Below are 24,615 nucleotides of genomic sequence, written 5' to 3'. Positions count from 1 at the left end.
GCAGAATCTTCGCGAAACCTTGTAGGCAAAAGATGTAGGACTAAAGCCAAGGCCTTGTAGGGCGGGCTCTTCAACCGATTTTATTGGGAAACGTCCGACATCATTTCCCGGCTCACCTTGTTAGCGTTGTTCCGAATCCGTCACAGGACGAGGAACAACGGATGTTCAATGCCAACGCACGCTTTCGCCTTACGACCGACGACTTTAAACACGATTTTCAAGTGCTGTCCTTCAGCGGCAGCGAAGCCATCAGCGAACCGTTTGCCTTCAAGGTCGAGCTGGTGGGCACCAGACCGGATGCCGATCTTCCAGGCCTGATGCATCAACAGGCCTTTCTTGCCTTCGATGACCACGGCCACGGCATACACGGACAGATCCAGCACATCGGCCGCGGCAATATCGGCGAACGGTTGACGCGATACAGCCTGACCCTCGCCCCTTGCCTGGCCAATCTGCGCCATCGCGTCAATCAGCGGATTTTCCAGAACCTGAGCGTTGCGCGAATCATCGCGCAGATTCTCGAAGAGCATGGCATCCACGCCGATCGCTACCGGTTCCAGCTCGGCCACCCGTTGCCGGATCGCGAATATTGCGTGCAGTACAACGAGTCCGACCTGCACTTCATCCAGCGTCTGTGCCAGGAAGACGGCTTGCATTACCACTTCCGGCACAGCCGCGACCGGCACCTGCTGGTCTTTGGCGACGACCAGACCGTGTTTCCCCGTCTCTCTTGGCCAACACGCTTTAAACCGCACAACGCCATGGTGGCCGACAGGCCGGTGATCCAGCGATTCGACTATCGGCTCGAAACCCGGCCCAACCACGCCTCCAGCCGCGCCTACGACTTTAAAAAGGCGCGAATGACGCTGGAAGCGGATGCCCACAATCCAGATCGGCACCTCCAGCCCGATCCCGGGGTTTACGAATACCCGGGACGCTACCTCGATCGCGAGCACGGCAAGCAACTGGCCCGGCGAGCCCTGGAAGGTCACCGCGCCGATGGTTGCCTGGGAGAAGGCGACAGCAACGAACCGGCGCTGGTGTCGGGGCATTTTCTGTCACTGACCGAACATCCCGATCCGGCATTCAACGACTTGTGGCTGCTGACCGAAATCCGCCATGAAGGCAAACAACCGCAAGTGCTGGAGGAAACCGCTGATCATGCGTCAGCCGATCCCGAGAAGGACTTCATCCAGGGCTACCGCAACCACTTCACGGCAACGCCCTGGGAGGCTATCCATCGACCGCCGTTGCGCTTTCGCAAACCCCACATCGGTTCGACCCAGACAGCGGTGGTCACCGGCCCGGAAGGCGAAGACATCCATTGCGACCCATACGGCCGGGTCAAGGTGCAGTTCTTCTGGGATCGCGAAGGCCGCCACAACGACAAGAGCAGTTGCTGGCTGCGGGTAGCTTCGGGCTGGGCCGGCAATGCCCACGGCAGCGTGATCGTCCCGCGGGTGGGCATGGAAGTACTGGTGACTTTTCTCCACGGCGATCCCGACCGTCCGGTGATCAGCGGTTGCCTGGCGAACAGCGCCAACCCGGTGCCCTACGAGTTGCCGACGCACAAGACCCGCAGCGTGTTTCGCTCCCGCAGTTCGCCGGGCAGCACGGGCTTCAACGAGTTGATGATCGAAGACCGCGCGGGCCAGGAGCAGATTTACCTGCGCGCCCAGCGCGACCTGCTACAGAAGGTCGAGCACGACAGTCATCTGGACATCGGCAACCAACGCCGGGAAACCATCAGGGGCAACAGCTTCAGCGCGCTGCACGCGGAAGAACACCGCCTCGTCACCGGTCATCGCAAGACCCATCTCAAGGCCAGCGACTACCTGCACGTCGGCGAAAGCAGCCACACACGGGTCGGTCAATCACTGACGACCGAAGCCGCCGGGCAGCTGTGCTTCAGCGCGGGCGAACATCTGGTGCTGGAGGCCGGAAAAAGCATCAGTCTGAAAGTCGGTGGCGAGCATTTTGTCCTCGATCACAGCGGCCTTTTCGGCAGCAGCGACTTGCTGATTGGCGGCGTGCCCGCGCCCTTCCTGCGCGCCCCGCTGTTGCAGCCCGACGGTATTGAAGACCTGTCGGCGCCCGCGCCTTTGCCGCCATTGGTAGCGCCCTCACAACAGGCACTGATGGCCGCCAGCAAAAACCTGGGCGCGGATTTCTGCCCGATCTGCGAAGCCTGCCGTGCGGGTCTGTGCCCGATCCCGGAGGCTGCCGCATGACCGACGCCCTTGTACGACGCTGGCTGATCGAACAACACCGCGCCGGTTGCCTCCTGTGCCTGGTCCTCGACCCGCAGAACGAGCGCGACATGCGCCAGCGCTGGCTGAAGAGCAGCCGTTACGAGCAATACGCCAGCCTCTACAGCGAAACCGCAGTCGCCGAACTGGCCGACACCGGCCCGTTCCTCTTCACCTTCGACCAGCCCGATGACCGCCGTCTCGACGCCCTGCTCGACAGGCCGGACAGCCATTGGGGGTGGTTGGCCAGTCTGGGCAAAGATCAACTGAAGACCTGGGTCCGGCACTTGCAGGAGCGGCTGATCGTCGGCGTCCGTCCGCATCAGGCGCTGTACCGCTTTCACGACAACCGGGTGCTGACCCGGGCGCTGGAGCATCTGCCGGTCGAGGCTTTGCCGGCGTATCTCGGGCCGGCGATCAGCGTTTGCCATTGGCAGGGCTCGCACTGGCAGATAACCGACAACCCCGCACCGGGCAGCTACCCCGTGCCGGACACGCCGCCGTGGCTGCAACTGCCGATGCCTGACGAACAAGCCATGGAGATTCGCCTGGCCAATGCCCACCGCTTTCTGCTGGCCGGGCATGTGCAGGCTTACTCCGCGCTGGCGTGTGTTCAGGATCCGCAAATCTGGCTCCGTGAACGACTGACCCAGGCCCAAGCCTGGGGCTGGCTGGCACCGGAGCGGCTGGAGTTTCTGCTGATCCACAACCTGCAAACACCGAATCCCGCGCCCCATTGGCAAGCCCGACCGGACGAAACGCCGGATGACCACTTTGATCGGGTTTACCAGCTATCGAAGCACTGGAACGGGGAGACGCCCTCATGAAGGCTCATCTAAAAAGCCTCGGTCTGATCGGATGTTTCGCGGCACTGGGAGGCTGCAGGACCGAACTGCCGAATGCATTCACCTTCACAGCTGAATTGCCACCAGGTTTTACCTATAAGGCTATCGTCGAGTACACACCCGCCAAGGGCGAAACGTGCAGCGTGCCGGACCGCAGAAAGACAGTCTCAGCACACAATCAGAAGTGGCGTGAACGGTATGAACCAACCTTTGAAATCCCTATTCGCCGGACGATCAGTGGCTGCCAGATGGCGATACGCAGAATCAGCCTCGATATCAATTCGGTCTATGGAAAATCTCGCGGCGACTTCAGTGCAGACAGTGCCGTAGTCGCCGTACTTCCTGATATCGAGGAACGCTACAAAAACAGCTTCGACAGCCGGGGCGAAAGCACCTTCCATGGCCAATGCCAGTGGCTATTTCGCACCTCGGGCAAGCCGAGAATCCTGCGAAAAATACTCGACTGCAAGGAAACCGATGCTCTGGGTACGCCAGAGCCGGGGCGCCCGTTTGCGGCATACACCCACGATCAACTTCCGGGCAAAACCGTGAGGATGAAGATCAAGTTAGCAAGGGAAGAACAACCTTACGTCAGAGACACATGGGTCAAGTTTCCAAATGGCTGGAAACGATGCTTGGGCGACAACTTCGAGGATCAGTACGCCTTTTGTTACGGCAACTACACCGACTTCAGCACTTTCACCATGCCGGATGGCCAGGTCTGCACTATTTATCCGGGTTGCACGGAATAAGGAGATTTCGCCATGACGTCTTTGGAAAAGGATCTGTACTCACCCGCGCTGACCTCCCTGAAAAACAGACTCGCGCGACGTGGAGCAACTTTGGGCTGCTGCCTCGTCTTCATCGCAGGCTGTAAGAGCGAGCCGCCCAACACCTTCAAATTCACAGCCGATCTGCCACCGGGATTTGCCTATGTGGCAGCGGTTTACTACGTACCCGAGAAAGGCCAGACCTGCACCGTCGACAGACGCGACAACCTTGCCCCGGTGTTCAACAGCAAGTGGCGCACGGACTACAAGCCGGATGCCGAAATCACGATTCGCAAGACGGTTAAAGGGTGTCCGTTGGTAATCAGCAGGATCGCGCTGGAGATCAACGCGAGTTACTACAAAGCACGGGGAGATTTTGGGGGTGACGAAGGCATGGTCTTTTTGGGAAACGATATAGAGGAGCAGTACAAAGGCACTTTCAATGACGCAGGTGAAAGTACTTTTTACGGACAATGTGAATGGTGGTTCCGGACAGCTGGCGCACAACGCCGCATCGTCAAGATTCTTGATTGCAAAACAACTGATGCCCAAGGAGAGCGTGGGAAAGGAAAGACTTATTCTGCTTTCGGCCTCGACCAACTGCCGGGCAAAACCATAAAGATGAAGATCAAATTGGCGGCGGATGAGCAACCAGCCATCAGGGATACCTGGGTAAAAACTCCAAACGGCTGGAAACGATGCATGGGTGACAACTTTGAGGATCAGTACGCCTTTTGTTACGGCAACTACACCGACTTCAGCACTTTCACCATGCCGGATGGCCAAGTCTGCACCATTTATCCGGGTTGCATGGAATAAGGAGATTTCACCATGACATCATTGGAAAAGGATCTTCAATCTCCGTTGGGCAGTCGCAAGCTGACATGTCCTGCAAGTGGAAAATGGACTAGTTTCCAACTCATCGACGAGTTCTGCTCGGGTGAGCCCTACGCAGGGTTGGCTTATATCGTCACCGACTCGGAAGGCCATAAATACAAGGGCCGCTTGGACGCTGCGGGCAAGGGCAGAGTAGACAACCACTTTGCAGGGCCAATTTCGCTGCTGTTTGATCAAGCGTACGAAGGAAAGGAAAAGCTCTACTCATATTTGCAAAGCAGACCAAATTACCCCCTGAAAATCACCGAACTTCAGGTCCGAGCCGAGGCAACCCGCTACCTGAACCCAAATGCCACCCGCAGGCGCGAACGTCCGGAAATCGCAGACGGTGCGGACTACTTTCAAGTCGAAGTCCGTCATCTTGTCAGGCATGCCTCGCACCTGCCGCCCGAGGTTTATCGCGATTACCCCCTCGATTCCGGGTGCGCTGCAATCATGCGCGAACATGGAAAACTTGGCGTAGCGCTGATGCCGCAACGTCACACGGTTCTTGAAGTGCGCCCGCTACGCGCGTTGCGGCCGATGTTATCCACAGCTCCGGCATTCTGTGCACTCAACCTGTACCAGCTCGCATTGATGGCGACCCTGAGCTACTGCCCTTTCGGCCAGGAACCCAAAGTCCCTTCCGCCGATACCAGATCCGTTGAATTTCCACTGCAACCCAGCGTCGGCAACTGGTTCGGCGATGCACTGGCCAAAGGGGAGGAACTGTGGAAAGTCGACAACGCTCAGACCAAAGCCTATTACCCGCTCTACGAGGATGTTTCGTACTCAAGAAGGCTAGAGATCATCCCGTTTGACCCGAACCTCTATGCAGTCAACAGGTACACGCCTGAACGGGATCCGGAACACCCAGCCAGCGTCCACTTCCTTGATGACATCGGTAATAGAGACAGCACCGACACCCAAGCCTTCATCACCCACAACGACGAACTGATCCTGATCGCTGTGCGCGGCACTGCCGAGATAATCGCCGACGGCCTACGTGATGCCGACGCCCTTCAAGTGCCGTTTGAGGAAGGCGACGGCCAGGTACATCGAGGATTTTATGAAGCAGCGCAGAAAGCCTATGACTTCACCGTCAAATACCTAGAAAAGTTCTACACCGGCCAAAACCTCCTGATCTGCGGCCACAGCCTGGGAGGTGCGATCACATTACTGCTCTCGGAAATGCTGCGCCGAAGAGCCGGGTTCAACTACAACATCCAGCTCTACACCTACGGCGCCCCCCCGCGCCGGCGACGCGGATTTCGTGAAGGGCGCAGCCGATCTCGTGCATCACCGCATGGTCAACCACAACGACCCGGTGCCCAGCGTGCCCGGCAGCTGGATGAACACCAAGGCCGACATCTACGGCACCGGGGCGGCGCTGACGTTCGTCAATGTGCCGGTGGGGCTGTCGGTGTTCGTCGCCGGCATCACCAACTGGACCGGGGAAGCCTACGACCACCACGGCAACCTGCGGCACGCCATGCCGGTGGAGTTCGGGCGTCAGCAGGTGTCTTCGATCCTGTGGGAGCCGGGTTGCGACACCATCACCCAGCACGCCGCGTGCGACGTGGCGATCCGGCAGCGGCACGGTTTGCCGGATCGCCCGACGTTGCTCAAACAGATTTTCGACGCCGGGCACCACTCGATGACCGGCGCGTACATTCCGGCGTGCTGGGCGGTGTTGCGGCGTTGGCAGGAGGCCCAGGAAACAAACCGTTCGCTGGTCACCGAACGGGAGTTTGCTGTGGTGGAGTCGGCCCTGGAGCGCATCACCCACCAATTGCGCACCCGGCGCAACAACCTGCCGGGGCGCCCGGACAGTTACGTGCGCACTCAGTCCAGCACCCTTGAGGCGCTTAATCGTGAAGTCGAGAAAATCCGCGTAACACGAGAGCGCCTGGCAATCCTTCACCATCGACGCATCACGACTCAGGACGTTTACGGACAACTGGCAGAACAACCGGAACGACTGGCCGAAAGCCTCTCGCGCTGGCAGCTGCACCCGGAAAACACTGCAGCCGAACAGCTCGCCATGGCGCCGGACACCGCCGAAGATGACCCGCTGCTGGCGACGCTCTACGGCCACAAGATCGGCGCGCCGCACACTTTCGATATCAACTCGATCATCTGACTCAACCCTGTGGATACCACACCAGACGCTCCGCCGCCGGATTGCGCTCTTCCACGGCAAACCCCAGCGCCAGGTAATGCTGGCGTGCGTGGGGATTGTTGGCCCAGACCACCGTCGCCACCGGGCAACGCACTTGCTGCGCGGCTTTTTGTACGCCTTGCAGCACGGTTCGTCCATAGCCCTTGCCCCGGGCCTGCGGGATGAAGGCGATGTACAACACACGGATTTCATTGGGGCCGAAATCGGTGCTCAGCGCGCCAATGGCCGTGCCGAGTTTCTCCACGACGTAGTGCATGGCATTGGGATGGTTTTCACCCATGCCCTGCTCCTGCACCTGAAACTGCTGGGCAACGATTTGCTGCACCTGTTCCTGCTCGCCGTCGATCCATTGCAGATCCGGCCGCGCCGATTGATACAGGCTTTGCAGAAAGGGGCCGTCAGTCGCCCGCGAAGGCCGCACCACCAATCCGTCCGCTGCCAGGTTTTCCGTCATCTCCACGCTCCCTAGAAACCGCTTTCCCTGACCCCCAGCGCCGCCAGCCGACGCCAGGCCACGCCGAGCACCGATTCGCCGCTGCCCTGCAGAACCACCACGCCACGCAACGGCTGTACCGGCGTCGGTGGCTGATCCAGCGTAGTCAATCGCGCGCCGTATTGCGCCTGCACCGGTTCCGCTCGTTGCTGTTGATCGCGGCGCACGGCAATCGGCCCGTGATGGTCGGACGTCAGGGCTTCCTGATCGACATAGGCCACGCCATTGGTATCGATTTCATCGAGTTTCACGGTGATCGCCGGGTGCATCGGGTCATCGGCGATAAACCGCCCGGTGGCCCCCGGTTTGACCCGCCACAGTTCGGCTTCGGCCACATAACCACGCAGTCGCGAGCCATCCTCGACCACTCGCGCCAGCGCATCCTTGGTCGATAGCCAGCGACCCGGCGTCAGGTTCGGCAACAAGTCGCGCACAGTCCCGGCGTGGGGCGCCCGCAGCAGCAGGCGTTCGCGTCGGGCGCTCAGGCCTCGGTACTCCGCCACGGCTTCGGCGAGGCGCTGTTCGACGATGCCGGCGTCGGCGGCGGTTTCGCTGCGACCGGCCTGACGGCGCATCAGCAATTGTTGAATCTGGATTTCCCGGCGGACGATGGCCTGCCGCGAATCGAGGTCCGGCGATTCCAGTTCGATCAACACGTCGCCCTGCGCAACTTTCTGGCCGTCCGTGACTTTCACCGTTTTGACCCGCGCCGCCACCGGCGCATGCAGCGCGCTGGCCCGACCGCCCTCAAGCATCGTCGGCAGCTCGACCGCGCTGCGCCACGGCACGATCAGCACCAGCAGCAGACCGAGCACCGCCAGGCTGCTGAGCAACACCCGGGGGCCGTGGGCCTGTTCGCGGCGGCTCCACCACTGGCGCCACTCACTCATGATCGGCAAAAAAATGAACCACACCAGCTCCACCAGCATCAGGAAGATCCCCAAAACCTTGAAGAACAGGTGATAGACCGCCAGCGCGATCCCGAAAAACAACGCCGCACGCCATAACCACGAGCCATACCCCCAGATCAGCAAACGCCGCTGCATCGCCGGCGACCAAGGCTCCGGCGCCGGTGCGCCATAGCCGAACAAGAACTCACGCAGGCGCCAGCGGCAAAAGGCAAAGGCCCGACCCTGAAGGTTGTCGACCTCCCACAGATCGCTGAGCAGAAAGTAGCCATCGAAACGCATGAACGGGTTGAGATTGACCACCAGTGTGGTGATCCAGGTCGCACTGGCGAGCATGAACGCCGCCGTGCGCGCCGGACCGTCAGGCAGCAGTGACCAGACCAACAACGCGATGCAGGCCAGCAGTAATTCCGCCAGCACCCCGCCGGCTCCGATCAGCAGCCGCGCACGTCGGTCATTGACCCGCCAGGCATCGCTGACATCGGTGTAGAACATCGGCAGCAAGACCATGAACGCCACGCCCATGCTCTGCACCCGACACCCGGCGCGCTTGGCCATGAACGCGTGGCCGAACTCGTGGCAGAGCTTGGCGAAGAACAGCGCCACACCGAACGAAATCGCCCCGCCGAGGCTGAACAGGTGCGGGAAGGTGCCGACGAAGCGCTGCCAGTCCCGCGAGACCAGAAACACCCCGAGCCCCAGGGTCGCCGGAAAACCGTAGCGCAGAATCCTTGGCCCGAAGCGCTGCAGCCACGGCCACGCCCGATTGAGAAAAGCATCCGGGCGCCACAATGGAATGCGGAAAAACAGATATTGATGGAGCAGGATTTTCCACAGGCTCTGGCGTTGCGCGAGGGCCTTGAGCTGATAGCTGGCGCGTTGCTGATCGTCGAGGGCGCTGATCAGGTCATGCCCACGCAGAAACGTCAGCAGTTGTTCCAGCTCGACGCCGTCCAGTGGCAAGCCCGGTTCGCGGTTGGCGGCGCGCAGCACTTGCTCGGGATCGCCCAGCGACCAGTGACGCAACAGGCGCATCGCCGCCGTGCCGAGTTTGAAATAGCGCCCGCGCACAGGGTCGGCCAGGGTCCAGCGTGGCGAACCGTCCAGCGCCGGCGCCGCGGGCGACAATTGCAGGTCGGCACGCAGGCTCGGCAGGTTCATTTACAGGCCCACGCTCTGACGCAGACCGGCCAATGGGCGGCGCAGCAGATACAGCGCCAGCGGCGCGCGATCACCGAAAATCTTCGCCGTGCCGCGCAGGCCGATACGCGGCGGTGCATCGGTAAAATTCGCATCCAGCCGATAGGCCAGTTGGCCGCCGGCGGTGGGCTGCGCTTCATAGGCCGAACGCTCGAGTCGGGCGACGTGGCGTTGCAGCGGATCGCTGTCGAGGAACAGCGCAATATCGGCGCCCGGCTCCAGCGAAATCGCATCGCCCACCGCCAGTTCAATGCGCAATTCGGCCTGGTTCGGGTCGGCGATTTCCATCAGCCGTTCACCGGTCTGCACCGGTTTGCCGGTCCAGCGCTCGGCGTCGGCGAACACCGCAATGCCGTCGCGCTCGGCGCGCACTTCGCTGCGGTTGAGCAGTTCCCGGGCGTAATCCCGCTCGGCGCGTTTCTGCTCGACGCGGGCGGCCAGCAGATCCACCCGTGAGCTGGATTCGGCGTCGGCGAATGCACGTTGGGAGTTGGCTTTGAGTTCGGCTTCGGCCACACCGAGCGCACGCTCGGCGACATCGGCCTGGGCTTTGAGGGTGGTGCTTTCGAAACGCAGCAGCAGATCGCCGGACTTCACGTTCTGATTGGGTTTGACCAGAAACTCGGCGATCACCCCGTCCAGCGGCGCCGCCACCACACGTCCACCCAAGGGCACCACTTCGGCCGGAGCCAGCACCGACTGGCGCACCGGAATCAACAAACCGAGCAGCAGCACAGCGACCAGCGCCACCTGGCGTTTGCGGGTCCAGCGCAGCCGCCACGGCTTGCGCGGTTGCAGGGCCAGCCAGGCGTGGCTGTAGGTGTCGCCCAATTGAGACAACAGCACCTGTTCGGAAGGGTTCCACGGCACGTCACGGGCCAGCCACAAGCCGCCAAACACCTGACCTTCGCGGTCGATCAGCGGCAGCCAGAACACCTGCAGTGCCGACAGGCTGCGCCAGTCGCTCTGGATCGATTCGCCGACCATCTCCGGCGAAATTACCCGCGCCACCTTCAGCACATCCTGCTTGAACAGTTGCGCCACGGCCTGCTCGACGAACGCCACGAACGGCGCATTCGGCTCCACCGCGCTGACACCGGTCACGGCCTGCACCTTGCCGGCGATCAGTAGCGCCGCATGGCGATAGCCGAACAGCGGCTGCCCGTCATTGACCAGGCTGTAGGCCAGTTGCGATGCATCGCGGGCGGCGCGGGTCTGCCGTTCCAGATCGAGAAACCGCGCGAACACCTGCTCGGCGGCGCCGCTGACCGGGGCGTTCATTTAAGCTCCGGAAAACGCGCGGTGCCGCTCATGCCGGCGAGCAGGCCTTTGGCTTCAGGGAGTGTGGCGACCAGCAACAGCGTCTGGCTGCCCTCATCGATCCGCGCGCCAAGGCGTTTGACCGTGGCGTCGATGGGCTGGCCGGTTTCATCGGGAACGAAACTGAAGGTCTGGCCGGGCTTGAGCTTGGCCATCCAGCGCGACGGCACCAGCAGATGGATTTCCAGGGTACGGTTGTCGACCACATCGAGCAGCGGCGCCCCGGCCGACACGCTTTCGTAGCGTTGCACCTTGCGCTCGACCACTTGCCCGTCGAACGGCGCGACCACGCTGCAGCGTTTGACCTGGACTTGATAAACCTGAGATTGCGCCTGGGTCTCGCTGACCTTGGCCTCGGCCCGGGCCACTTCGAAACGCCCGACGGAATTGAGCGCCGCCAGTTGCCGGTTGTGCGCCAGCTCTTCGCCGGCGCCACGGCTGGCGGCTTCCGCGGCGTTCAACTGGGCCTGATAGGCCGAACAGTCGAACTTCGCCAGGGTATCGCCCTTCTTGAACGACTCGCCCTCGCTGAACGGCAACTCGACAATCCGCCCGGACAACTCGCTGGCCAGCGTCGCCTGATCACGCGCCCGCAACACACCCCGTGCTTCGCTGCTGGCCGAGGCATTGGCGGCCCCAGCGTTATCCTGCAGCGGATCGTCTGGCACAGGCGTTTGCGCCTGAACTGCACACGTTACAAAGGTCAATCCGACAACCCAACCACGAAAACGCCGCATAACCGTTACTCCCTGACGGATGAGCGGAGTCTACGACAGCGGGGTTTAGCGTCAAGCGAAAGGCCATCATTCGTCTCGAGGCGGGCGCTTTCGTCACTTACAAATTTTAGGGAAGTTTCCTACGCATCTTTCCAAAGGGCCGTTATTGCCGATTTATCGTTCGTTGCTTACTCTCACCGCACTCAACCCCGTACGTAGCGATTCAGTTCGCTGGCAGTTGGGGTAAAGAAACCGGCCTCGGCCGGTTTTTTTATTTTTTGCGCTCATCCACTCAACGCTGCGCCATCTCCCCCACCGGATACACCGACTCCCATCCCCCACCCAACGCCCGGTACAGCCCGACCATCGCCAGTGAAACGCCGGTGGAGCTTTCCACCCATTGTTCCTGGGTGGCGAGCAATGCGCCTTGTACGGTCAGGACGTTGACGAAGTCGGCCACGCCTTCGACATATTGCTGTTGCGCGGTGCGCAGGGCGATCTGGTTCTGGCGCACGGCTTCGGCGAGGCTGTCGCGGCGGCGCTGGCTGGCGTTGTAGGCGGTCAACTGGTCGTCGATCTCGTGCCAGGCGCGCAGCACGGTCTGTTGATAACCAATGGCCGCTTCCTGCTGCTGGGCTTCGCGCAGTTGCAGCACGCCGCGCAGGCGGCCGCCGTCGAACAGCGGCAGGCTGAATTGCGGGCCGATGCCGAAGGCGCGCGAACCCCAGGAACCGAAATCACTGAGCTGCATGGCTTGCGAGCCGAGGTTGCCGGACAGGGTGATGCGCGGATAGAAATCGCCCTTGGCCACGCCAATGTTGGCAGTGGCGGCATGCAACCGGGCTTCGGCCTGGCGGATGTCCGGACGGCGCTCGGCCAGTTGCGACGGCAGGCCGATGGCGACTTGCGGTGGCGATTGTGGCACTGGCGCGTCTGTGGATAACGCTTTGGCCAACGCCTGCGGCGGCTCGCCCATCAACAGGCTGATGGCGTTGATCAGTTGCGCCTGACGTTGCTCCAGCGCCGGCAGCCTCGATTCGATAGCCGCCACTTGCGCGGCCGCTTCGGCCACGTCGAGATCGGTGGCCACGCCGTCGTTGAGGCGCAGTTGCGAGAGTTTCAGGCTGTGCCGCGCGACATCAAGGTTCTGCTCGGTGACCGCGCGGGTGTTCTGCACGCCGCGCAACTGGATGTAGTTCTGCGCGGTGTCCGCGAGTACCGCCAGCAAGACACCGCGACGGTCGTTTTCCGCCACTTCGAGATTGGCATCGGCGGCTTCGGTTTCCCGGCGCACACGGCCCCAGAAGTCCAGCTCCCAGGAAGCAGAGAAACCGGCATCCCACAGGTTGAAGGCGGAATCGCCGTTGTGCCCGGACGGGTCGTTCAAACCTTCACCGCTGTTGCGTTTGCGGGCATAACTGCCGGTGGCAGCAGTTGTCGGATAACGGTCGGCAGTGATCACCTGACGTGCAGCGCGACTTTGTTGCAGGCGGCTGCTGGCCAGTTTCAGGTCGAGGTTGCTGCTCACGGCGCGCTGGGTCAGGGCTGAAAGCTGCGCGTCGTGGAAGACTTCCCACCAGCGCTCGTTCAGGGGTTCGCTGACAGCCTGGCTGGGTGCGGATTTGCCGGGTTTGGCCCACTCGGCAATCTGCGTGGCTTCGGGCTTCTGGAAGTCCGGGCCGACGGTGCAGGCCGCCAGCGCCGAAAGGCTCAGGACAATCGTCATGGACTGGACACGATTCATCGCTGCGTCACCTCACGCACCGATGTCGCCGAGCTTTTGGTATCAATGCTCGCTTCCACCGACATGCCCACACGCAGGCGTTCGGCCAGTGGCTGGCCCGGTTCCAGCAGGATCTTCACCGGAATCCGTTGCACGACTTTGGTGAAGTTGCCGGTGGCGTTGTCCGGTTTGACGGCGGCAAAGGTAACGCCGGTGGCCGGGGCGATGCTTTCGACGCGACCGCTCAGGGCTTCGCCGCCGAGACTGTCGACCCGAACGACAACATCCTGTCCCGGTTGCACATCGGTGAGTTGAGTTTCCTGAAAATTGGCGACTACATAGGCCTGCTTCAACGGCACCACCGCCAGCAGCTTGCTGCCCGGCGTCACATAGGCGCCGACCCGCACGGCACGCTCGCCGATCATGCCGTCCTGAGGCGCAGTGATGCGCGTGTAGGACAGCTCGAAACTGGCGATTTCCAGTGCCGCCTGCGCCTGTTTCAGGCTGCCTTCGGCGGCATCGCGCTGCGCCGTCAGAATCTCGACCTGTTTGCGTTCCGCCGCCAGTTTTGCCGTGGCGGTGTCAAGCCGCGCAGTCGCCTGATCGATGCGGGTACGTGCCTGTTGCGCGTTCTGCACGGTGCCGGCACCGACGCCGGCCAGATGGTTGTAGCGGTTCAATTCCTGCTGGGCGAAGGCCATTTCAGCCTTGGCCGAGACCACCGACGCCTGCGCCTGAGCGATCACCGAGGTCTGCCGCTCCAGGGTGGCCTTGGCGTTTTGCAATTGAGCCCGGGCAACCACGGTGTGCGCATCGGCGGCTTCGGCGGCGGCGCGCAGGTCGCGGTCATCGATCAGCGCCAGCAATTGCCCGGCCTTGACCTGCTGGTTGTCTTCCACCAGCACTTCTTTGATGAACCCTGCCACACGCGGTACTACCAAGGTGAAGTCGGCGGAGACGAACGCGTCGTTGGTGTTCTGCTGGGTACGCTTGCCGAACAGGCCGGGCATCGCCAGATACACCAGCACGCCGACAGCCAGCGCGGCCGCCACGGCCACCGCGAGTTTTTGCTTTGCTTGAGTCGTCATAAAAAACCTTCTGTTCCAGTCAGGTTGGCGCGCGTGGCGGATAGATCCGCGTCGGCAGCCAGAAAATCAGCAGGATCAGCGCCACCGCGACGCCGGCCATGCACAGATAAAGATCCGAAGAGGTCAGCACCACCGCCTGTTCGTGCAGGCGATGGGCGAGGCCGGGGTCGTTGCTTGCGGCCAGCGGCGAGTTGCCGAGGCGATCGACCAGCATCGTCGAGTGAAAATGCAGGCGTGCGGTGGTCAACGCCTCGATGACCCCGGTGGCGACCACCGCCGCCAGGCCTTTCACGGTGTTGAACCAGGCCGAAGCGAACGGGCCGTCCTGGGGCTGGATGCTGCCGGTCGACAGCATCAGCAACGGCAGCACCGCCATTGGCTGACCGAAAATCTGCAGCCATTGCAGGACGTAGAAATTGTCGCGAATCCACACCGAAGTCAGCTGCGACCCGCCCAGGCAGGACAGCACCAACATGCTCAGCCCGATCCCGAGCACCCAGCGGCAATCGACCCAGCGCAGATTGCACAGCGCCGCCACCAGCGGTAGCGCGATCAGTTGCGGCAACGCCGCCAGCAGCATGATCGGCGCGGTCTGTACCGGCCGGTAACCCTGTACCTGAGCCAGATAACTCGATGGAATCAGCACCACCGCCAGCAACACCACCAGCACCCCGGCCAACGTCATCAACGCGAACGACAGGTTGCGGATGCCGAGCATCTGCAACTTGAAAAACGGAATCGGCTGCGACCATTCATGGATCATAAACGCCACCAGCAGCAGCGAACCGGCACCCAGCAGCGCGCAAATCAGATTCGACTCGAACCAGTCCAGACGATTGCCCTGCAACAGACCGATCACCAGCATGCAGATCGCCGGAAATCCCAGCAGCAGGCCTTTCCAGTTGAAGGTCTTGAGACGCTCCAGCCGCAGCGGATCCTGAGGGATGCCGTACGCCACCATCGCCATGGCGATCAGGCACGGCACGATGATTTGCCAGAACGTCCATTGCCAGCCGACGTATTCGGTCCACAACCCGGCCAGCGGTGTACCGAGGCCTGGGCCAAATGTGGCGGTCAGGGCGTAACCGGCGAGGCCGTAAAGCTTGAAGTTGGCTGGCAGAAACCGCAGCGCAACGGTCATCAGCATCGGCGGCAGCGCACCGCCGGCCAGGCCTTGCAGGATGCGCATCAGCAGCAGGCTTTCGTAGTTCGGGGCGAACGGGCAGAGCACCCCGAGCAGAGTGAATAGACCGATTGCACACAGAGTGAAGCGGCGCAGGGAAAAGGTCACCGAGCACCACGGCGCAAACGCCATGGCCGCCACCGAGGTCGCGGTGTAGCTGGCGACCAGCCAGGTGCCTTCGTCGTAGCCGATGCTCAGGGCGCCGCGAATGTCGGCCAGGGCGACCTTGGTCACCATTTCGTTGAGACCCGACACCAGCACCGCCAGCAGCACGCCGACCAGACCGATGATGATGCGCGCCCCGAACACCGGGGGCGCGGCGGCCATCGGGGCGGCAGCGGCAATCGGCGCCGTGACCGTCAGGGATGTCATGCAGGCAAACTCCGGAGGGAAAAATACCGGAGCATGGTAGTAGGGTTTAGTGCTGACGAAAATTGACTTCTCGGCAGTTTATAAGTGCATCAGACGCAACTCTCAGGGCTGTGCCGCCAGCCAGGTTTCGTCGCAGCAGGTCTTGAGGGTTTCCCGCAGCCAGCGGTGGGCCGGATCCTTGTCGAAACGCGGGTGCCAGGCCTGGGTCAGCATCAGCGTCGGCAGCGGGATCGGCAGATCGAACGAGCGCAGTTTCAAACCCAGCCGTCGCACACTGAGCAGCGCTTCCTTGGGCACCGGCAGGATCAGGTCGGAGTCCGGCAGGGCGAACATTGCCGCGTGGAAACTCGGTGCGATCACCGCGACTCGCCGCTCCAGGCCCAGAGCATTCAGCGCAGTGTCGATAGGCCCCCGGGCGATGCCCCGGCGAGACATGCTGATATGGGAAAACCCGGCATAGCGTTCGGCTGTTATCTCGCCATCCAACAGCGGATGGTCCTCGCGCACCAGACCGACGAAGTGGGTGGAAAACAGGTTCTGCACTTTGACTTCCGGGGTCACCGGACGCGTGTTGCTGACACTCAGGTCGATGCGCCCTTCGCGCAAGGCTTCATCGTCACCGTCACCTTCGGGGACGAAGCGCAACTCACAGTGCGGTGCCAGTTGATCGAGGGTGTCGAACAGCTTGCCGCCGTACACGCCAACGAAAAAGTCGTTGGCGCGAATGCTGAAGCGTCGGCGCAGAGTGCCCAGTTCCACTGCATCCGCCGAGCGAAACAGCAACGCCGCCTGCTCGACCACATCGCGCACCTGCTCGCGCAATTCCAGCGCCTTGGGCGTCGGCACCAGTCCCCGGCCGGCACGTACCAGAATCGGATCGCCGATGGCTTCGCGGATCCGTGTCAGCGTGCGGCTCATGGCCGCCGGGCTGAGGTTCATCCGCCGCGCGGCGCCGACCACGCTGCCCTCGTCGAGCAAGGCGTCGAGGGCGACCAACAGGTTCATGTCCGGGAGTTGCATGCTGAGCACTCGTGACCGATCAGGATTGATTCGCACGCAATGCTAGCAGATCAGAAAATCAGCGCTGCATGCCCCAGCGCTTCACCGTCACCCGCTCCAGCGTGTCGAACACCAGGTTCTCCACCAGTAGACCGATAAGAATCACCACGGCCAGACCGGCAAACACCTTGTCGGTGTACAGCTCGTTGCGGTTCTGGAAGATGTACCAGCCCAGACCACCCTTGCCGCTGGTGGCGCCGAATACCAGCTCGGCGGCAATCAGGGTGCGCCAGGCAAAGGCCCAGCCGATTTTCAGCCCGGCGAGGATCGACGGCAGCGCTGCCGGAATCAGGATGAACAGCACAAAGCGCATGCCCTTCAGACCGTAATTACGCCCGGCCATGCGCAGGGTCTCCGAGACGCCGAGAAACCCGGCATACGTGTTCAGCGCCAGTGCCCAGAGCACCGAATGCACCAGCACGAAAATCAGACTGTTCTGGCCCAGGCCGAACCACAGCAACGCCAGCGGCAACAGCGCAATCGCCGGCAGCGGGTTGAACATCGAGGTCAGCGTACTCAACAAGTCCCGACCAAACTGAGTCGAGACCGCCAGCGTGGTCAAGGCGAAGGCCAGGACGATGCCGATCAGGTAACCCTTGAGCAACACCACCAGCGAATCCACACCTTGCCCAGCAGTTCGCCGCTGAGCAGGCCGTCATACAGTGCGTGGCTGGTCTGCAAAAAGCTCGGTAGCAGCAGATCGTTGTTCTGCACCCGGGCGACCACCTCCCAGAGCACCGCGAGCAAAATCAGGATCAGGCTTTTACGCAGCCAGCCTTGTTGCCACAGGCGCTGGCCCAGCGGCAATTCGCGCTCCACCGGGACGCTGGTCAGCGGTCGCAGATGGTTTTCGAATTCTTGACGTACGGATGATGAATGGCTCATCGGGCAATCCTCCAAGCGGCTCAATAAGCGATGCGGATATCAGTGAAATCCAGTTCGCGCTCGGTTTCCGGCGACTGGCCCTCATCGAACAGCAAACGGTGAATGCGCCGCGCCGATTCCTGAAACGCCACGCCGCCAAGGCTGTGCAGATCGTATTGATGGCTGTGCACTTCCGCCCTCACCCGCCCCGGATGCGGCGACAGCAGCAGGATCCGATTGCCCACCACCAGCGCTTCTTCAATCGAGTGAGTGACGAACAGCAAGGTGAAACGCACCTCCTCCCAGAGCAGCAGCAATTCCTCCTGCATCTTGCGCCGGGTCAGGGCGTCCAGCGCGGCGAACGGTTCGTCCATCAGCAGGATTTTCGGCTGCATCGCCAGCGCCCGGGCAATCGCCACCCGCGCTTTCATGCCGCCGGACAAGGTGTGCGGATAAGCATCGGCGAACGCCGCCAGACCGACCTTTTCCAGGTAATGCAGCGCACGCTCTTCGGCTTCCTTTTTCTTCAGCGTGCGCGAAGCCAGCAGCGGAAACATCACGTTCTGTTTGACGGTTTTCCAAGGTGGCAGCTGATCGAACTCCTGAAACACCACGATCCGGTCCGGCCCCGGCGCGTCGACGCGCTGGCCCTGCAGACGGATCTCGCCCTCGCACGGCGCAATAAACCCGGCGACGGCTTTGAGCAAGGTCGACTTGCCGCAGCCGGACGGGCCGAGCAGCACGAAGCGATCCTGTTGATCGACTTCGAAACTGACCTGATGGGTGGCGCGCACGACGCGCTGCGGGGTGCGGTATTCGAGGCTGACCTGGTCGACCGCCAGCAGCGCCTGCGCCGTGGCGATCGGGTTGCTGGCCGCGTGGCCTTGCAAAGGGGCGTTCATGTCGATCAGCTCCCTTGCAGCGGTTTGGCGTCCTGGAAGAAGTAGTCCTTCCACGATTCAGGCTTGTTCTTGATCGCACCGACGCGGTAGAGGAATTCGGCGAGCGGGTAAGTGTTTTTCGGCGTGACGCTGAATTCGAACTGCGGGTTGTCGATGATTTTCAGCAGCTCGGCACGGTCGATCTTGGCCTTGGTCACGCGGATATAGGTGTCCGCCGCCGCGCCTTTATCGTTCTGCGCAAATTGCGCGGCTTCGGTCAGCGCTTCAACGAACGCCTTGTAGGTCTTCGGGTTGTCGTTGCGGAATTTCTCGGTGGCGAACAGCACGGTCGGCGAGTTCGGCCCGAGCACGTCATAGGAGTTGAGCACCACGTGCACGTTCGGGTTCTGCAGCGCCTGATCCTGGAACGGCGGGTTGGAGAAATGCCCGGTCAGCTCGGTGCCGCCGGCGATCAACGCGGCGGTGGCGTCCGGATGCGGAACGGCGATGGTGTACTTGTCGAGGCGATTGAATTCCTTGTCGCCCCACTGCTTGGCCGCCGCGTATTGCAGGAAGCGCGACTGTACGGAGACGCCAACTGCCGGCACCGCAATGCGGTCCTTCTCGGTGAAGTCGGCGATGGTTTTGACCTTGGGGTTGTTGCTGACGAGGTAGTACGGGAAGTTGCCCAGCGAGGCCACGGCCTTGACGTTCTGCTTGCCGTGGGTGCGGTCCCAGATGGTCAGCAGCGGCCCGACGCCGGCGCCGGCAATATCGATGGAGCCTGAAAGTAGCGCATCGTTGACCGCCGCGCCGCCGGACAATTGAGTCCAGTCGACCTTGATGTCGAGGCCTTCCTGCTTGCCGTACTTCTCGATCAGTCCCTGATCGCGCACCACATTGAGCAATAAATAGACAATGCCGAACTGTTCGGCGATGCGGATTTCACCTTCGGCGTGCGCCACGGTCGGCGCCACCAGGCTGCCGGCGATCAGGCTGAAACCGAGGCCGATGGCCGCCGCCAGCGGCGCAAATGGAAGACGTTTTGACATGATCGGATCTCCGGCAAATCAGAAAGGCGCGTCGCCCTGGATGGTGGTGCGATACAACTTGCGGCGCAGGTGCGCAGGGCAGCCGGCGGCAAGGTGGATCAGCGAACGGTTGTCCCAGAACACCAAGTCGTGGGGCTGCCATTGATGGCGATAGATGTTCTGCGGCAGCACGCTGTGGGCGTAGAGCTCGTCGAGCAGTTGTTTGCTCTCGTCTTCCGGCAGGCCGACGATGCGGGTGGTGAAGCCTTCGCTGACGAACAACGCCTTGCGGCCGTTTTCCGGGTGGGTGCGGACTACCGGGTGCACGACCTCGGCGACTTGAGCCAGTTGCTCCGGGGTCAGGGTCGGGCGCCAGTTGCCTTCGAATTTGGTTTCGCTGTAGCGCGCGGTGTAGGAATGCGCCGCCGAGCGGCCTTCGACGGCTTTGCGCAGCGCGTCGGGCAGGCTGTCCCAGGCTTTGTGCATGTCGGCGAACAGGGTGTCGCCGCCTTCGGACGGCAGCTCCTGGGCGTGCAGCATCGAGCCGAGGCTCGGCAGCTCTTTATAGGAGAGGTCCGAGTGCCAGAACTTGCCGGCGTCGCCGAGGCCGATGTTCTGGCCGTTCTCGACGATGTTGGAAACGATCAGGATTTCCGGGTGATTGGCCAGCAGGAACTGCTTGAGCACGTGGATCTGCAACACGCCGAAGCGGCGGCTGAAGTCGATCTGCTGTTGCGGGGTGATGCGCTGGTCGCGGAACACCACGACATGGTAATCGAGGTGCGCGCGGTGAATGCGGGCGAAGTCCTCGTCGTTGACCGGACGGGTCAGGTCGAGGCCGATGATTTCGGCACCGACGGCACCGCTGAACGGGCGGATTTCGAAGGTTTGCGGCGCGGCAGTCGCGGCGCTTGGGGTAGCAGTAGCTGCGGACATCAATCAATCTCCCACGCACGGCGCGCTCAAGGGCGCGCGCGTCGATCAGAAACTCACGCTGGATTGCGTGTGGGTTCGTGTCGTGCGGCGCGCCGATTGGTCGGCAGGTACGCAGAAGGCTGACTTTATAGCTATAAGAAGCTTAATTTAAATACCGTTAGCGAATAACGATATGGCGATTGCTTAGGAATGGACTGGACGGTGAGTGACCATTTGTGTCACTTCTGGACGGAATATGTTGTTCCGACAGACGCCTTCGCGAGCAGGCTCGCTCCCACGATGGACCTGAGTCGAACACAAATTTTGCGTTCACTGAAGATCAAATGTGGGAGCGAGCCTGCTCGCGATGAGGTCATCAGCCTCGAAATAGAATCAACGTTCGTGCAGCGCCTCGGCCCGCGCCCGGATGATCGGCTTGAGCAGGTAGCTCAGCACGGTCTTCTTGCCGGTGATGATGTCCACCGACGCCACCATCCCAGGGATGATCAGCAACGGCTTCTCGTCAGTGCCGAGATGGCTGCGCTCGGTGCGCAGCTTGATGATGTAGTAGGTGGTTTTCTTGTCTTCGTCGGTGATGGTGTCGGCACCGATCTGTTCGAGTTTGGCCTTGAGACCACCGTAAATGGTGTAGTCATAGGCGGTGAATTTCACCGTCGCATCCTGCCCAGGATGCAGGAACGCGATGTCCTGCGGGCGGATCTTCGCTTCGACCAGCAAGGTGTCGTCCAGCGGCACGATTTCCAGCAGGTCGCTGCCCGGCTGGATCACGCCGCCGATGGTGTTGACCAGCATCTTGTTGACGATGCCCCGTACCGGCGAGGTGACGAGCGTACGGCTGACCCGGTCTTCCAGCGCCTTGCCGGTGGCCTGGGCCTTGTTCAGGTCGGTGCGCGCCTCGTTGAGCTGGGTCAGGGCGTCGCTGCGGAACTTGCCACGAGTCTCGTCGATCTTGCGCTGTACTTCCTTGATCGCCGATTCGGCACGGGGGATCGCCAGGGTGGTGGCGTCGAGCTGGCCACGGGTTTCCACTTCGGCACGCTTGAGTCGCAGCACTTCCACCGGCGACACCGCCCCCTGGGCCACCAGCGGCTCGGACATGTTGATTTCCTGGCGTTGCAGGCCCAATTGCTGGCGGTACTGCGCCTGCTTCGAGGTAAATTCGCGCAGTTCTTGCTGGCGCTGGATCAACTGCTCTTGCAAGCCACCGACTTCGTCGTGCAGTTGCTGACGACGGCTGACGTACAGCGACTCTTCGCTTTTTGCCTGACCCGGCACGGCTTTAAGCACATCCTCGGGGAAATTCAGCGGCCGGTCATCGACCTCGGCGCTCAAGCGCTCGACCCGCAGCAGCATCGACAGGCGATCGGCTTCGGTTTCGCCGACGTTGGAGGCGAAACGCGTGTCGTCCAGACGAACCAGCGGTGCGCCGGCCTCGACGATCTGGCCTTCCTTGACGAACAGCTCGGAGACGATACCGCCCTCGAGGTTCTGGATTTTCTGGATCTTCGACGATGGAATCGCCTTGCCGTCGCCCTTGGTCACTTCGTCGATCACCGCGAAGTTGGCCCACAGCATCAGGAACACGAAGAAACCGATGATCGCCCAGATCGTCAGCCGCACCACGCGTGGCGCGTCCTCGATCAAGGCCTTGTTGACCTCCGGCAGCGGCTGGCCCTGCAAAGAGGCAGAGCCCTTGAAGTAGCGACGGATCGAATCCTTGAAACCCGACTTAAGCAACACTGATCTGCCCCTTCTTCAACGCTTCCATCACGGCGGCTTTCGGGCCATCGGCGAGAATCTGTCCACGGTCGACCACCAGCAGGCGATCCACCAGCGACAGCAGTGATGCCCGGTGCGTCACAAGCACCACGGTCTTGTTTTCAACGACTGCAGCCAGGCGTTGCTTGAGGCGTTCTTCGCCGGTGTTGTCCATGGCGCTGGTCGGTTCGTCGAGCAGCAGGATCGGCGGATTGAGCAGCAGCGCCCGGGCCAGGGCGACGTTCTGCCGCTGGCCGCCGGACAGGTTCTGCCCGCGCTCGCCGACTTGCAGTTCATAACCCTGCGGGTGCAGGCGGGCGAATTCATGCACGCCGGCCAGTTCGGCGGCTTGCAGCACCAGCTCGTCCTCGACGTACCGGGCGCCGGAAATCAGGTTGTCGCGCAGGGTGCCGGCCAGCAGCTGGATGTCCTGCGGCACGTAGCCGATGTTGTAGCGCAGCTCGCTGACGTCGATCTGGCGGATGTCGACGCCGTCCACCAGCAACGCGCCGTCGTCCGGTTGATACAGACCCACCAGCAGTTTGGCCAGCGAACTCTTGCCCGAGCCGCTGCGGCCGATGATGCCGATCTTCTCGCCGGGACGGATCACCAGGTTGATGTTCTTCAGCGCCGGGTTCTGTTGATCGGGGTAGGTGAAGTTGAGCTGACGGCATTCGATCGCACCTTGCAGCACCTTGCGGCTCAGCGGGCGTTCTTCGAAATTGCGCTCCTGTGGCAGCTCCATCATCTGGTCGACCGAAGTCATGGTCACCCGCGCCTGCTGGTAACGGGTCAGCAGACCGGACAACGACGCCAGCGGGCTCAGTGCGCGGCCACTGAGCATGTAGCAGGCGATCAGGCCGCCCATGCTCAGGTTGCCGGCGATGATCTGGTACACGCCGAAGACGATCATGATCACCCCGGCCAGTTGCTGGATCAGCAGGGTGATATTCATCGCCAGACCAGAAAGCATTTTCACCCGCAGCTCTAGGCGGCTGAGGGTGCCGATGGTCTGCTCCCACTGGTACTGGCGTTCACTTTCGGCGTTGTTGACCTTCACCGCGTCGAGGCCGGCGAGGGTTTCGATCAGGCTCGACTGACGCTCGGCACCCAGCGCCATGGTGCGCTCCATGGTGGCCACCAGCGGCTTCTGCAACGCATAGCCGATCAGCAGGGCAATCGGGAAGGCCAGCACCGGAATCCACACCAGATGCCCGCCAAGAATGGCGATGACGATGAAGATCAGAATGGTGAACGGCAAATCGATCAGACTGGTCAGGGTCAGCGAGGCGAGGAAGTCGCGCAGGCTCTGGAACTCGTGGATGTTCTGGGCAAAGCTGCCGACCCGCGCCGGGCGGTACTTCATGGCCATGCCGACGATGCGCTCGAACAGCGTGGCGGAGATGATCAGGTCGGTTTTCTTGCCGGCCAGATCCAGGCACAGGCTGCGCAGGCTCTTGAGGATCAGGTCGAACAGGTAGGCGCCGGTGATGCCCAGTGCAAGCACCCACAGGGTCGCCTCGGCCTGGTTCGGCACCACGCGGTCGTAGACGTTCATCACGAACAGCGGGGCTGCCATGGCGATGATATTGATCAGGAAACTGGCGGCGATGGCGTCGGCATATAGCCAGCGCGAACGCTTGAGGGTGTCGCGGAACCACGAGCGTGCACGCGGGATCAACGTGCCGTGGTTGACGTCGAATTTGTGCTGGGGCTGGGCGAAGAACACTTTGCCGAGGTAGTCGTCGGCCAGCAGCTCACGGTTGACGAGAGACTCGCCGCCATCGCTTTCGCTGAGCAGCACCCGAGCTTCGTTCTCTCCCTGCCAGCCGAGCAGGACGGCACTGCGGCCATCCTTGAGCAGCAACAGCGCCGGCATGGCGATGGCCGGAATCTCTTCCAGCTTGCGTTGCAGCACCCGCCCCTGCAGCCCGGCGCGCGCCGCCGCACGGGGCAGCAGTTCGACACTCAGGCGTTGCTTGGGCAGCGGCAGACCGGTGGTCAGCATCGCCGCGCTGGCGGGTTTCTGGTGCAGCATGCAAAGGGCGAGCAGACCATCCAGTAACGGATCGTCGTGCAACGCGCGTGGATCATGACTGAGATGAACTCGACTGACTTCTGATTCCACGCTCGACACTCTTTAACAGTTGAAAAGGGACAA

General features: G+C 62.0%; 18 protein-coding genes and 2 pseudogenes. 5 read left to right on the top strand and 15 right to left on the bottom strand.

The genetic code is table 11. From position 1 onward, the window contains the following. Positions 1–161 precede the first annotated feature (161 nt). The 4 genes from DXT77_RS17300 to DXT77_RS17285 are packed head-to-tail and all read left to right on the top strand — an operon-like array spanning position 162 to position 4,683. Entirely contained in the window at positions 162–2,231 is a 2,070-nt protein-coding gene (locus DXT77_RS17300; protein ID WP_119428540.1) for a type VI secretion system tip protein VgrG, read from the top strand. Continuing rightward, the gene (locus DXT77_RS17295; RefSeq protein ID WP_119428539.1) at positions 2,228–3,076 is read left to right on the top strand and encodes a DUF4123 domain-containing protein; all 849 of its coding nucleotides are present in this window, start codon (positions 2,228–2,230) and stop codon (positions 3,074–3,076) included. The genes DXT77_RS17300 and DXT77_RS17295 overlap by 4 nt, the downstream gene beginning before the upstream one ends. After that, positions 3,073–3,846: a hypothetical protein gene (locus tag DXT77_RS17290; RefSeq protein WP_119428538.1), complete on the top strand. Its 774-nt coding sequence runs from the start codon at positions 3,073–3,075 to the stop codon at positions 3,844–3,846. Before DXT77_RS17295 ends, DXT77_RS17290 begins: the two co-directional genes overlap by 4 nt. A gap of 12 nt (positions 3,847–3,858) precedes the next feature. Further along, the gene (locus DXT77_RS17285; RefSeq protein WP_119428537.1) at positions 3,859–4,683 is read left to right on the top strand and encodes a hypothetical protein; all 825 of its coding nucleotides are present in this window, start codon (positions 3,859–3,861) and stop codon (positions 4,681–4,683) included. A 282-nt stretch (positions 4,684–4,965) separates the two neighbouring features. Here DXT77_RS17285 and DXT77_RS30125 read toward each other — a convergent pair whose 3' ends face one another. Further along, positions 4,966–5,133, bottom strand: a complete 168-nt coding sequence (locus DXT77_RS30125; protein ID WP_256662978.1) for a hypothetical protein — start codon at positions 5,131–5,133, stop codon at positions 4,966–4,968. 204 nt (positions 5,134–5,337) lie between these two features. On the opposite strand from DXT77_RS30125, the pseudogene DXT77_RS17280 reads away from it, so the two are divergent. Further along, a pseudogene (locus tag DXT77_RS17280) lies at positions 5,338–6,883 on the top strand (lipase family protein). Between the two features lies 1 nt (position 6,884). On the opposite strand, the gene DXT77_RS17275 reads toward DXT77_RS17280, so the two are convergent. The 14 genes and pseudogenes from DXT77_RS17275 to DXT77_RS17210 all read right to left on the bottom strand — a co-directional run bounded on the left by DXT77_RS17275 (position 6,885) and on the right by DXT77_RS17210 (position 24,582). Continuing rightward, entirely contained in the window at positions 6,885–7,376 is a 492-nt protein-coding gene (locus DXT77_RS17275; RefSeq protein WP_178083473.1) for a GNAT family N-acetyltransferase, read from the bottom strand. Between the two features lie 11 nt (positions 7,377–7,387). After that, positions 7,388–9,484, bottom strand: coding sequence for a biotin/lipoyl-binding protein (locus DXT77_RS17270; protein WP_119428535.1), 2,097 nt, complete (start codon positions 9,482–9,484; stop codon positions 7,388–7,390). Then, the gene (locus tag DXT77_RS17265; protein ID WP_119428534.1) at positions 9,485–10,804 is read right to left on the bottom strand and encodes an efflux RND transporter periplasmic adaptor subunit; all 1,320 of its coding nucleotides are present in this window, start codon (positions 10,802–10,804) and stop codon (positions 9,485–9,487) included. Further along, positions 10,801–11,580 carry an efflux RND transporter periplasmic adaptor subunit gene (locus tag DXT77_RS17260; RefSeq protein ID WP_119428533.1) on the bottom strand — a complete coding sequence of 260 codons (780 nt, stop codon included), beginning with the start codon at positions 11,578–11,580 and terminating at the stop codon, positions 10,801–10,803. Before DXT77_RS17260 ends, DXT77_RS17265 begins: the two co-directional genes overlap by 4 nt. Positions 11,581–11,851: 271 nt before the next feature. Beyond that, positions 11,852–13,303, bottom strand: coding sequence for an efflux transporter outer membrane subunit (locus tag DXT77_RS17255; protein WP_119428532.1), 1,452 nt, complete (start codon positions 13,301–13,303; stop codon positions 11,852–11,854). Continuing rightward, positions 13,300–14,370 carry an HlyD family secretion protein gene (locus DXT77_RS17250; RefSeq protein ID WP_085733425.1) on the bottom strand — a complete coding sequence of 357 codons (1,071 nt, stop codon included), beginning with the start codon at positions 14,368–14,370 and terminating at the stop codon, positions 13,300–13,302. The genes DXT77_RS17255 and DXT77_RS17250 overlap by 4 nt, the downstream gene beginning before the upstream one ends. Positions 14,371–14,389: 19 nt before the next feature. Next, positions 14,390–15,925, bottom strand: a complete 1,536-nt coding sequence (locus DXT77_RS17245; protein ID WP_119428531.1) for an MFS transporter — start codon at positions 15,923–15,925, stop codon at positions 14,390–14,392. 102 nt (positions 15,926–16,027) lie between these two features. After that, positions 16,028–16,945: a LysR family transcriptional regulator gene (locus DXT77_RS17240; RefSeq protein WP_011331856.1), complete on the bottom strand. Its 918-nt coding sequence runs from the start codon at positions 16,943–16,945 to the stop codon at positions 16,028–16,030. A gap of 58 nt (positions 16,946–17,003) precedes the next feature. Further along, positions 17,004–17,869 (bottom strand): annotated as a pseudogene (locus tag DXT77_RS17235) (ABC transporter permease). 20 nt (positions 17,870–17,889) lie between these two features. Further along, positions 17,890–18,750, bottom strand: coding sequence for an ABC transporter ATP-binding protein (locus DXT77_RS17230; protein WP_007957720.1), 861 nt, complete (start codon positions 18,748–18,750; stop codon positions 17,890–17,892). Positions 18,751–18,755: 5 nt separating this feature from the next. Next, positions 18,756–19,781, bottom strand: a complete 1,026-nt coding sequence (locus DXT77_RS17225) for an ABC transporter substrate-binding protein (protein WP_096823034.1) — start codon at positions 19,779–19,781, stop codon at positions 18,756–18,758. 18 nt (positions 19,782–19,799) lie between these two features. Then, entirely contained in the window at positions 19,800–20,696 is an 897-nt protein-coding gene (locus tag DXT77_RS17220; RefSeq protein WP_119428530.1) for a TauD/TfdA family dioxygenase, read from the bottom strand. Between the two features lie 372 nt (positions 20,697–21,068). Continuing rightward, a complete protein-coding gene (locus DXT77_RS17215) occupies positions 21,069–22,436 on the bottom strand; it encodes an HlyD family type I secretion periplasmic adaptor subunit (protein ID WP_085712607.1) in 1,368 nt (455 codons plus the stop codon). Next, entirely contained in the window at positions 22,426–24,582 is a 2,157-nt protein-coding gene (locus DXT77_RS17210) for a type I secretion system permease/ATPase (protein WP_114880934.1), read from the bottom strand. The genes DXT77_RS17215 and DXT77_RS17210 overlap by 11 nt, the downstream gene beginning before the upstream one ends. Positions 24,583–24,615 lie beyond the last annotated feature (33 nt).

The organism is Pseudomonas sp. 91RF (assembly GCF_003576265.1).
GTDB classification, from domain to species: Bacteria; Pseudomonadota; Gammaproteobacteria; order Pseudomonadales; family Pseudomonadaceae; genus Aquipseudomonas; species Aquipseudomonas kribbensis.
The sequence above is the reverse complement of the archived record's forward strand: the minus strand, read 5'-3'. Positions and strand labels throughout refer to the sequence as shown.